This is a genomic window from Nocardia sp. NPDC058114, from assembly GCF_042884695.1.
Classification (GTDB): Bacteria; Actinomycetota; Actinomycetes; order Mycobacteriales; family Mycobacteriaceae; genus Nocardia.
In genome coordinates this window covers 544,428-555,051 of the sequence record NZ_JBHVTK010000005.1, presented here as the reverse complement: position 1 = coordinate 555,051, position 10,624 = coordinate 544,428, and the positions used below count along the sequence as shown (strand labels likewise).

Annotated in this window: 14 protein-coding genes; all 14 read right to left on the bottom strand. The window is 68.7% G+C overall.

Translation table 11 applies throughout. From position 1 onward, the window contains the following. Nucleotides 1-94 precede the first annotated feature (94 nt). Nucleotides 95-388: a WXG100 family type VII secretion target gene (locus ACFVVI_RS21930; RefSeq protein ID WP_378632332.1), complete on the bottom strand. Its 294-nt coding sequence runs from the start codon at nt 386-388 to the stop codon at nt 95-97. 31 nt (nt 389-419) lie between these two features. Then, nucleotides 420-749, bottom strand: a complete 330-nt coding sequence (locus tag ACFVVI_RS21925) for a WXG100 family type VII secretion target (RefSeq protein ID WP_378993625.1) — start codon at nt 747-749, stop codon at nt 420-422. 42 nt (nt 750-791) lie between these two features. Beyond that, a complete protein-coding gene (locus tag ACFVVI_RS21920; protein ID WP_387446530.1) occupies nt 792-1,583 on the bottom strand; it encodes an ESX secretion-associated protein EspG in 792 nt (263 codons plus the stop codon). Beyond that, the gene (locus tag ACFVVI_RS21915) at nt 1,580-2,560 is read right to left on the bottom strand and encodes a PPE domain-containing protein (RefSeq protein WP_387446528.1); all 981 of its coding nucleotides are present in this window, start codon (nt 2,558-2,560) and stop codon (nt 1,580-1,582) included. The genes ACFVVI_RS21920 and ACFVVI_RS21915 overlap by 4 nt, the downstream gene beginning before the upstream one ends. Then, the gene (locus ACFVVI_RS21910) at nt 2,560-2,862 is read right to left on the bottom strand and encodes a PE family protein (RefSeq protein WP_358062216.1); all 303 of its coding nucleotides are present in this window, start codon (nt 2,860-2,862) and stop codon (nt 2,560-2,562) included. The genes ACFVVI_RS21915 and ACFVVI_RS21910 overlap by 1 nt, the downstream gene beginning before the upstream one ends. 28 nt (nt 2,863-2,890) lie before the next feature. After that, complete coding sequence (locus ACFVVI_RS21905; protein WP_387446527.1) at nt 2,891-4,225, bottom strand: hypothetical protein; 1,335 nt, start codon at nt 4,223-4,225, stop codon at nt 2,891-2,893. 32 nt (nt 4,226-4,257) lie between these two features. Continuing rightward, nucleotides 4,258-4,569, bottom strand: coding sequence for a type VII secretion target (locus ACFVVI_RS21900; RefSeq protein ID WP_378632320.1), 312 nt, complete (start codon nt 4,567-4,569; stop codon nt 4,258-4,260). A gap of 100 nt (nt 4,570-4,669) precedes the next feature. Next, nucleotides 4,670-4,966, bottom strand: a complete 297-nt coding sequence (locus ACFVVI_RS21895) for a YbaB/EbfC family nucleoid-associated protein (RefSeq protein ID WP_378993629.1) — start codon at nt 4,964-4,966, stop codon at nt 4,670-4,672. A 25-nt stretch (nt 4,967-4,991) separates the two neighbouring features. Further along, on the bottom strand, nt 4,992-5,324 hold the full coding sequence (locus ACFVVI_RS21890) for a hypothetical protein (protein WP_378993630.1): 333 nt from the start codon (nt 5,322-5,324) through the stop codon (nt 4,992-4,994). A 29-nt stretch (nt 5,325-5,353) separates the two neighbouring features. Next, nucleotides 5,354-6,136: an ESX secretion-associated protein EspG gene (locus ACFVVI_RS21885; RefSeq protein WP_378993631.1), complete on the bottom strand. Its 783-nt coding sequence runs from the start codon at nt 6,134-6,136 to the stop codon at nt 5,354-5,356. After that, the gene (locus tag ACFVVI_RS21880) at nt 6,133-7,890 is read right to left on the bottom strand and encodes a hypothetical protein (protein WP_378993632.1); all 1,758 of its coding nucleotides are present in this window, start codon (nt 7,888-7,890) and stop codon (nt 6,133-6,135) included. Before ACFVVI_RS21880 ends, ACFVVI_RS21885 begins: the two co-directional genes overlap by 4 nt. A gap of 175 nt (nt 7,891-8,065) precedes the next feature. After that, nucleotides 8,066-8,542, bottom strand: coding sequence for a YbaB/EbfC family nucleoid-associated protein (locus ACFVVI_RS21875; protein ID WP_101464408.1), 477 nt, complete (start codon nt 8,540-8,542; stop codon nt 8,066-8,068). Nucleotides 8,543-8,639: 97 nt separating this feature from the next. Then, nucleotides 8,640-9,839, bottom strand: coding sequence for a hypothetical protein (locus tag ACFVVI_RS21870; protein ID WP_378993633.1), 1,200 nt, complete (start codon nt 9,837-9,839; stop codon nt 8,640-8,642). A 16-nt stretch (nt 9,840-9,855) separates the two neighbouring features. After that, the gene (locus ACFVVI_RS21865) at nt 9,856-10,605 is read right to left on the bottom strand and encodes a toxin-antitoxin system YwqK family antitoxin (protein WP_387446524.1); all 750 of its coding nucleotides are present in this window, start codon (nt 10,603-10,605) and stop codon (nt 9,856-9,858) included. Nucleotides 10,606-10,624 lie beyond the last annotated feature (19 nt).

Sequence of the window (10,624 nt, the reverse complement as noted above, 5' to 3'; positions counted from 1 at the left end):
GGACAAAGTGCCGAAGGCACGAGTCCCGCCCCGTTTTTCGGGTGGCCCCTCAGGGGCCGCGCTCGAGCGCGCCAGCGCTCCAATAACTCAGCTCCTAGAAATCAGCGAAACCGTCGCCGACCTTGCCGTCGGCCTCGAGCGCGCGGTTCAGCGCGGACTCGACCTGAGCGGCGAGCTTGTCGAGCTTGTCGAGCGTGTCGGTCAGCTCGGTGGTGACGTTCTTGTGTGCGGTGTCGAAGGTCGAGATCGCCTGGTCACCCTGCAGGTTGTTGCGGAAATCCGAAGCGGCGCCCTCGAGTTCGTCGATTTCGCCCTTCATCTTCCCACCGTAGGTCTGCAGGTCGCTGAACAGCTCGTTCATCGCCGCGGGATCATAAAGAATGGTCATAGCTCAGTTCCTGTTCGTGTCTGAATCGCGGTCAGAGGTTGGTGTAGCCGCCGCCACCGCCGGTGGAACCGCCACCGGACAGGCCTTGGCCGTCCATGTTCACCAGGGTGGACTTGCCGGAGCTGACCGCTTCGGTGAGCCGGTCGAACTTCTTGTTCAGTGCATCGGACTCGTCGTGCCAGGCCTGGGCGACCTTCACGAACTCGTCGGAGGCGTCACCCTTCCAGCCGCGGAGCACGGCCTGGGCGGCGTCATCGATCTGCCCGACCGACGTGCGGAGGTTGCCGATGCTGCTTTCGAGCTTGGAGACGACGCCGTCTACGCCGCCTGCTTCTACACCTACTGGTCCCTGAGGGGGCATGTGCCGAACCTTTCCTACTTGATGGTTGAAACGAGAGATGGCTTAATCTGGCCGCCACCCCCCACCGGGAAGCCCCTCGAGGAGCGCACCGATCGCCTGCGTGAGGCGGTGATCGGTGCCCGGCGTGATGGTCGACCACACCTGCCCGTCGGGCGCCGTCATCGGCGCTACGACGATCCGGCCGCGCGCGGTGTCGTACACCGCGACCGCGCCAGGGGCTCGGGTGGTCAGCCCGTCGTGGTGGACTACGGCGACGATCTCGGTGTAGCCATGGCAGGTGCCGAAGGCCGCGCCGAGCACGGTCGCCTGGTGCGCGTCGATACCGAGCGCATACATCGCGTCCACGTACTGGGAAGTTGTGTCGGCCGCGTCGAGGCGCGCCGCCAGGTCGTCGGCAGCGACGCTCACCGGCGCTACTTCGGCGGGCGCGCAGGTCGGCAGCGCGGCCAGTAGCAGGCGGGCGAGTTCGCGGTCGGATCCGTCGATGGCATCGGTGGCGATCTCGAAGGTCTCGCCGGTGCGTACCGCGCTGGCGTGGCCGGAACCACGGCGGGCCAGGCAGATTCGCCGCCTGCCGTCGTCACCGTAGCCACGGGCGACGAGTTCGGCGTCGGGTTGGGCCAGGGTGTGCAGCGCGCCCGCCAACTCGGGTTCGACATCGCCGTAGCTGTCGAAGATACCGGTGGCCGTGAGTTCGGTGACCGCGGCGTCGCGGGCCGCGCGCCAGGCGTCGAAGGTGTCCTGCTGCGGGCCGACGGCGAGCACCAGCGGCAGGGTCTGCACACCGAGCCGGTCGGCGACGGCGAGCAGCGCGTCGTTGGTGAGCGTGGTCATGGCCGTCCCTCCGCGGTGGCGGTGCCGCCGGTCTGCGCGGCGGCGCGCTCGGCGACGCCGAGCACCGCGGGCGCGGCCTGGATCTCGCCTTCGGCGACCAGCTGGTCGGACTCCTCGTAGGCCAGGCCCGCGCGCGGGAAGCGGGCAGCCGAGTCCTGGCCGCCGCCTTGCGCCATCGCGCCGGGGACGAGCGGCGCCGACTGCCCGGCCGGGGTGGTGGTGACCGGCGCCGCCTGTGCCGTGGTTCCGACCGTGGTCGCTGGCTGAACGAAAGTCGGTGCGCGGTACGCGGTTTGGACCGGAGTCGGCATCGACGGCAGCGCGCCGAGGCCGATCGCGCCGATCCCGGGCATCGCCCCGGCGCTCGGCGTCGGCGACGCGCTCTGACCCGACTTCTCGCCGGTGAGCGCGGCTTCCGGGGCGATCGGCGGTGGCGGTGCGTGCAACCACGGCGTCGCCAGCGGTTCGGTGGCCGCCTCGTAGCTGCGCATCACCCGGGAGGCAACGGCTTTGGCCATGTCGGCATCGGCGTCGGTCTGCGCCGCGATGGCCTTGATCGGCGCACCGAGGGCGGCGCCGACCTGTTCCAGTGCCTGCTGCATCGCCGTGATCGCGGCGATGTCGGCGGTATTGGGCATGGCGATGGCCGCCACCTCGTAGGCGAGGACCTGGGCTTGCATCCTGGCCGCGTTGGCGGTAGCGGCCGCCGCGGTCTCGAGCAACCACTCGCGCAGCGTCGAGATCCGTTCCCACACGAGCTCGCTGCTCCCGGACTTCCAGGAACCACGCAAGGTCTGCAGCACCTGCTCGTAGTCGAGCACGGCCGCGCCGAAGGCCGCGGCGAGCCGCGTCCAGGCGGCGGCCGCGTCGGCCATCGGCATCGGTCCGGCACCGGCGGTGAGGTCGGTGGCGAGCTTGTCTGGCTCGCGCGCCTCCCACACCACTCCGGTGAAGCCGGGCTGCGGTGGTTCGATCATTATCCGTTGAAGCCGCTGGTGTTGTCGGTTTCCATCTGGTCGAACTCGCTCACCTGCGCGCGCAAGGTGGCGGCGAGCTTGTTCATCTCGTGCGCACCCGCCTCGGCGCCGGTCAGGTAGTCGTCGGCGACGCCGTTGGCCGTGTTCGCGGCGCGCACCGACACCTCCTCGGTACCGGCCGGTGCCACGTGCAGCGCCGGTGCCACGGCGGTCAGTTCGGTGGTGAGCCGGTCGGCGATGCCGTCCAGCGCTGCCGCGGCTTTGCTCGCCGCGGCCGAATCGAATTCGAAGGTGTTACTCATCTGCCACTCCTGTCATGGTCGTGCCGCGTCACAGTGAGAGTTCTTTGTCCGGCGGAGCATCGGTGACCACCGGTTCGGCGGCGCCGACGACCGGGGTCGCCACCCCCGCGATCTGGCCGACGACTTCGTCGCCGTGGTTTCCGGTGACCAGCTGCGAGTGCACGGCCTCATTGCCGCCGCCCTCCACCGCGCGCGCCATCGGCATGCCCGCGCCGGCACCGCCCATCGGCATCATTCCCGGCGACGAGCCGCCTGCCGATGCCGTGGTCGTGTTCGCGCCGCCGGAGGTGGTGCCGCCCGCGCCGCCGACCGCACCGGTGGCACCCACAGTGGACAGACCACTGGCGCGACCGCCCTGCCACGGACTCAGTGGTGACGACGACGACCCGACGCCGCCGATCGCACCGACCCCACCGATCGCACCGCCTCCGCCGCCACCGCCACTCGCGGCGGCCAGCTCCTCGGCGGATTCCTCACCGGTCGCGGAGATCTCGGTACCGGTGGTCGTCGAGCCGGTGGTACTGGTCGACAGCGAACTCACCTGTTCGGCAAGCGAACCGAGCGAGGAGACCGCGGTGCTCGCGGTACTGATCAACGGCGTGATCAGGCTCATCAGCTGGCTCAGCGACTCGCTGCCCGCGTCGACGCCGGACGGTGCGTTGGTCACCTCGACCTTCTCACCCGCCTGCACCATCTCGCCGCTGCGCGCCACCATCTCGGCCTTGGTCTCGGCCGTGATCGCCAGACCCTCCGCCATCGCCTCCATGGTCGCCGCGATCAGCACCGCCTGACCACCCGGTGTGAGCACGTAGAGCGGAGCGAGCGCCAGGGTGGCCGAGTACCGGGCGATCACCGCGGCCAGCTTCGCGCCGCCGACCGCGACATTGCCCGCCGCCTGGGCGAGCACCGCCTTCTCCTGGGTGCTCTGGGTGGCGAGCTTGGCGCCGTCGGACTGCGCCGCGGTCGCCTTGGTGGTCGCCTCCGTCGCCGCGGCGCTCTGCCACAGCTGCATCACCGTCTGTAGCGCGGTCGAGCCGAGCGACATCACGGTCTCGAGCACCGAGGAGATATTCGTCAGTGCCTCAGCGGGATTGCTCGACGTACCGGTGCCCGAGGTCGCGCCGGTACTGCCGAGCGCACCGGTGCCGAACGCGGAGGCCAGCTCGGTGAGTGGCTGCATCAGCGCCGTCAGATCGATCGTCGGCAGCGCGGGCATTTCCGGCAGCTGGATGAACTCGGGCAGCTGCGGCAGCTGCGGCAACCCCATCGAGCCGAGCACCTGGCTCACCGGCTGATCGAGCATCGGCGCAAACGAACTACCGCGCAGCACCTCGAGCACAGTCGGATCGACCGACGCTGCCACGCCGGCCGAATCTCCCCCTGGATACGTCATCGCTACTGATCGACCGCCGAGATACCCAGCTTGGACGCGCCGTCGGCGCCCTCATAGGTAGCGGCGGCCTGGGTGGCGGTCAACGCGGTACCCGCGTGCACCGCGGCCAGCTGGGCCACCGAGGTGAGGTGGTTGGCCTGCGCGTACGCGAACGACATCAGGAATTCCTGGCCGATCAGACCGAACACGGGCACCGCGGCGGCCATCGTGGCGACCTGGTCGACCGCGCCTGCCTGGGCGACCCCCGCCGCCATCGTGGCCGAGGCACCCGCGTACGCACGAACTGCGTCCGGAACTACCGCAACATGGTTCATGGCTATCGTCCAATCTCGAAACAGCCCATGGTGTTTCGTTACTTTATCTACCCGTCCGGCCCTGACACCACACAAATCTGCGGTGAAGATCAGTTGAATCTCACGTACCGGCCCGGTTGTACGCCGTTACCAGCTCGGCTCGCTCACCGAAGGCGCGGTGCGCGGCGGCCTGCGCGGTCTGTACCAGCACCCGCTCGAAATCCGCCGGTGACAACTTGGCGATCGCCGCGCTGAACTCGAGCCCTACCAGCGCGCCCGCACCGTCGACCGTCACCGTCACCGCGCCGTCGGGCGAAACTTCCTGCGCCCGGATGCCATTGGTGGCATCGGCCAGATCCTGCAACCGATAGAGCTGACCCTGCACCTTCGCGATCAGCTCGTCCATGGTCTCGACCATCGCCTTGTCCTCCCCTCTTCGCTCGCTAGACCGACCGCAGCCAGCTGTCCGGCTCGGTGTCGTATTCCTGCTCCTCGACGATCTCCGCCGCCGCGACCTCGGTCTCGGTGGGCAGTCCCGTCGCCGCCAGCAGCGCCGGGTCGAACCCAGCCTCCGCCAGCTGATTACGCCGTGCCAGACCCGCCCGCTTGGCCGACTTCTGGCACAACCGCAGAATCTCGGCGGCCAGCTCGGCGGGGTCGCGGCGGACCTGTTCGCGATCCACCGTGATCCCCACCGGCAACCCCTGCTCGGTGGTACGCACCACGATCGCGCCCGTCACCGACGACGCGCTGAACTCGGTCGGAAACTCGTCCACGACTCCCCCTTCCGTCTGGCCCGGCATCATTACGCCCGATCGTCCCTGATGGCTCTGACAACTTCGGCGATCTGAGTGTTGATCAGCGACACCACCCGCCTGCGATCGGCACCGACCGCCACCCGCGGCGTGCCGGGCACCAGCACGTAGCGACCGTCGTCGGTCAGGTCGCGCCAGCCCAGCCGCAAGCGCACGATGCCGCGCGGACCGAATCGCGACCAGCCCTGCTCGATGTCGATGAAACCGTCGCGGTCGAGCGGCGCCTGCTGAAAGGTCAGCGTCCGCACCGCGGCATCGTCGTCGTAGTGCTGAACCAGCGAGCGGCCGTAGGAGTGATCGAGCTGGTCGTCGGCCGGTTCGTCGAGGCGGATCTCCTGGCCGCGCCCCGCTTCCGCCGGGGGCAGGTGGCCTGCGACGACGTCACCGAGAGACAGCGCATCATGGCGGGTGATCACGAATCCCTCAGCGTGGTACAGGGTGCGGCCGGGGCGCTGGCGCACCAGATAGCCCACGTCGCCCTTGCGCGCCGCGAGCATGCGCACCGAGAACGCGGGATCGGTGAGTCGCTCGCCGCCGCCGTAGCCGCGCACGATCAGCCGGATATCGGGATGGGTGAGCACGTCGATGATGTCGTCGAGCTCGTGCCCCCAGCGCTGCTTGATCGTCATCCAGTTGTGTTTCAGCGTGAACTCCGCCGCATCGGAGGTGCTCGGCTCACTGCTGTGGATGAACGGGTCCGGCATGTACTCCTCGTCGATGCCTGCCCACAGCGCATCGAACTCGTCGCCGGTGAATTCCCAGGTGGGCGTCACTGTTCCACCACCGGCCTCGCGACGATCGGCGCGTCACCGAGCGCTTCGTCCAAGTGGGTCGTCGAGTCGAGGTAGTCGGCCCGCTTGTGTTCCTTCTGCTGGCCCTGACCACCGCCGGCCCCACCCATCGGCGACATCGGCATACCACCCATCGGCGAACCGGCCGCCGACGACGCGACGCCCGTGCGGAAGCCCTCCATCCCTGTGGTGGCCGAAGCCCGCGGGAACAGCTTGGACGCGCTGTCCAGGCTGGGCGACAGCGGCGCGGCGCCCGCACCGGCGCCACCACCGCCGGAACCCGAGCCACCGCCGCCACCGCCGCCCTTGCTCGCCGCGCTGAGCGCCTTCTTGGCCTGGTCCTGCAGGGAACCGAGCGCCGCGGAGCTCGGAATACCCGCCAGGGCACTCTGTTCCGCGGCCGAGGTCGCCTGTTCCACGGCCGACTGCGCGGCGGAACTGGCCTGTTCGAGACCGGATTGCAGGGCCGAGGTCAGCTGATCGGTCGAGGACGACCCCGTCGATCCCGTCGAACCGGTCGACCCCGGCGAGCCGTTGCCCGTGGTATCCCCGCTGCCATTACCCAGCTGGCTACCGGACTTCTGTTCCTGCAGCTCCGCCATGGCCTTCTTGAACGCGGCGGAGGTGTCGCCCGAACCCGATCCGCTCCCCGAACCGGAGCCGCTCCCGCTGCCGTTTCCGGAGCCGTTCCCATTTCCGTTCCCGTTGCCGTTTCCGTTCCCGTTGCCGGTTCCGTCCCCGGAGGACGGCGCGGTCGGATCGGGCAGCGTGGGAATGTGGCTCGTGGTGCTGTTGAGTCCGGGAACGTAGGTGTTCCACATGACCTGGCGGCCGTTCTTCGCGCAGGCTTCCTTGTCGGCCTGTGCCTGCGAGCCGTTGGGATCGGAGTAGCACCGGGGCAACATGAGCGCGGTCGCCAGCCCCTTGGAGGTGGCGTTGATCCAGCCGACGGTGTAATCGAGTGCGGCGGCCACCTGTTTGGTCTGATCGACCAGCAGTCCGTTGGCCTCGTGATAGGCCGACATCGCCGACATGGCGCGCGTGGCGCCGCCCGGGCTGGTCCAGCTCTTCTTGCTCGCTTCGACTTTGGCGTTCAGGTCGTCGAAACCCGTTTTGAGCCAGCCTGCCAATCTGCCCCAATACAACGCGGTGTGAGCCAGATTCCCGGGAACCGTCGACAGGGAATTCATGATCGCCTGAAGTTCGTTGTAGTTGTAGCCGCCGGGGCCCTCCGCCTTCATTCCGGCCGGATCGAAGGTTTTGCCGTCGGACAGGATCTTCGGCAGGTTGACCGCGGTCGCCACCGCCGGAAACTGGACGACCGTGGGCGGCAGCGGCGTCTTGGCCATGCCTGCGCTTCTACCCTGCTCGATCTTGGTGCGCAGCGCGTCCAGATCCACCTTGCTGCCGTCCTCGGCGCCCTTGTAATGCCGGGCCGCGTCGAGAAAGGTGTTGGCGACATTGTCGAGTACCGTCTCGTGCTTGCCGAGCACGGTCTGCAGCTGACCGGCCTTCCCTTCGAACTGCTTCGACAGCTGTTTGCCCGACTCCAGCGAGGAGAACTCGGGCAGGTTCGAGACCATGTCCACCTGGGATTTCACCGAGTTGACCCAGTAGCGCGCGTTGTTGGCCGCTTCGACCAGGTTCGGCAGCGCCGACGGCTCGAGCATCAGCGATCCGTCCGAGGCTGCCGAACGCAGCCCCGCCCACTGATCCTGCGCCGATGGTCCCGTCATGAAGTCGACCCTCCCTGTCCGTACCGGTGTCGCCTCGCGCCCCGCCTGGCACCGCTACCACGACACCGCCGATTCGCACGGCTTGCTAACGATTCTACGGTCTGTCACATGAATTACGCATGTACAGCAGCGATCTCACTGGTGGCGATGGTTCGACCATCTCCGACCATCGCGATCACCAGCCCGCGTCGGTAGCGGGCCGCGACGGATCACGGGATCCGTCTTCTTCGTCGGTCGAGAGTCGTTCCCGCTCCGGCGAGTTGGGCGGCTCCAGCGAGGCTTCCACCGGCTGCGGAATCGCGAAACCGTCCATGTCGTCGACCAATTCGGTGATCTTCGGCAGGCGGGCGCGTTCGCTCTGGATCGGCGCCATCAGCGCCTGCGTCTTGCGGGCCACCTCGACCGAGGCCTGCTGCGCGGCCTCGGTGACGGCCTTGGCGATCTCGGTGTAGGTGAGGTCGTCGATGTCGGGGGTGAACTTCGTCTCGATGACCTTGTAGTCGGCGTTGACCGTCACCGTCACCCGTTTGCGCACGGTGGCGCTGGCGATGATCTTGGCGCGGTCCTGCTGGACCTGCGCGATCGCACGCATCTGGGTCTGGACAGTCTCGAGGATGTCCGCCATCTGTGCCTTGGCGTGCTCGTTGGCCATTCCCGGTTCCCTCCGACTCGCGGGCCGTCGCGCCCAGCCCGTCGGTTAGCGAGCACACCACAACTGCCACACCCACGCAACAGCACGACGCCGTACGTCAGGTCGCCAGGCCGACGGTGTGGGTGCCCGCCGAACCGGCGAGATTCAGCTGGAACCAGGCGGAATCGACGTTGTAGACATCGTCGGGAAAGACGCGGGTGAACGCCTCCCTGGCCACGGCCCCACGCTCGGCGGCCTCGACCAGGCCGGGGACCGCTTCCTTCTGCGCCTGACCCGCTTTCGCGCCGAGCAAGCCGGTCAGCACGTCGACAACGGTCCTGGTGTCCCACATCCCGGGGACGGCGGACGTCAGCGCGTCGGCGCCGGCCGACGCGCCCCGATACCAGCGGCCGCCCTCCCACCAATAGCAGAAACTCAGCAGACCGTTCTCGGCGCGGCGGTTGATCACCGGCTCGGCGACCCAATCGGGCGCCCCGAGGAAGAACTGCGGCATCGGGAGGTCTTTGTTGTAGACGGCGTCGAGTTCCGGTGCGTCCCACACCCCGCCGGAGAGCACCGCACGATCGCCCGGGAGCAGACACAGGGTGGAGCCGCTGTGTTTCGAGCCCTCGAAGACGTGGAAGGCCGGCGTCACCCGCGGTCCCCACTTGGAGCCGATCGCCACGAACGCGGCGGCGATCAGCGCCCACCGGCGGGCCAGGAGATCGAGCGGCGGGAATTCCACGTCCGGCGCCGACCCGATGGCGGTGCGGCCCGCCGCGGTATCGGCGCGCGCCTGCTCGGCCGCGGCCAGCGGCGTGCGGATCTGCCGGTTGCCGTGACCGATGTAGGCGGCCAGCCAGATCGGCAGCCGGTCGCGCGGATAGATCTCGATGTCGGTGCGGTACACCGTCGGCGGGAAGAGCTGGTCGTCCGGGAACGGGTCGTCGCCGTAGTCGTATTCGACGTTCATCCGGCCCGCGTTGCTCAGGGTGAGCAGGTAGCGCCACCACGGCCCGTCGCCCATCGACGCGGAGAGGTGCCGGTGCTCACGCAGCAGATCCAGCAGTTCCGGGCTCGGGAACACCCGGGCGAAACGCTCCTGCTCATCGTGGAACACGACCATCGACACCTCGGCCGCCGCCGTCAGCGCGAAGGAAGCCTCGACCTTGGTCCAGCCCGGCGGACCCAGCGCCGCCAGCGTTTTCGCGATGCGATGACTCAGGGCGGCGGCCCGATCCGTGATCCCGTCGTCGTCGGCCACCACCGTGGTGAGGGTGAATCCGACATCGGGATCCCCGGCCAGCTCGTCAGCCACTGCGCACTCCTGTTGCCTAGTCCTGGTTCTCGCCGTACCGCGCCGTCACGGTGCCTGCCTCGTCCCACACAGTCCGGGTGAGCAACGCGCCGCCGGGGGCGAAAACGGTTTCTTCCTTGCGATTCCCGGTGGGGAACCAGGTGCACCATCGGCCCACCTCGTGCCGATCGGCGTACTCGCCGGTGTAGCGCGGGGTGCCGTCGAGGTACCAGCCGCGCGTCGGACCGTCGGGGTAGCCGTCGGTGTAGCCGGCCAGGTCGGTGATGGGGCTGCTCGGTGCCGGGCGGCGGAACTGCCTGCCGGTGAACGGCTCGGCACCGTAGTACATGCGGCCTTCCTCGTCGTCCCAGCGGAACGCGGGATCGTCCGCGGGCACCGCGTCGGCCGCGATGCCCTTGCGGGTGCGCTCGTCCTCGAATTCGATCACCTCACCCGCCTGGTTCCAGACCGAGTGGGTGAGCAGCGTGCCCTCGATGTCGTAGACGTCCTCCAGGCGGCGGGCGCCGTCGGGATACCACTCCTGCCAGGTGCCCACGGGCCGGTTGCGGTAGAACTCGCCGTTGTAGCGCATGGTGCCGTCGGGGTACCAGCCCGTCCAGTCACCGTCGCGGTCGCCATCGTCGTAGCTCCAGTACTCGCGCCAGGTGCCGTCGGGGCGGGTCTGGGTCACCGCACCGCTGTAGGGCTCACCCCGATACGACAACCTGCCGGTCGCCGCGTCGATCACCACATCCGGATCGCTCAGTTCGATCGGATCGTCACTCACCTTCGAAACCTCTCCGATC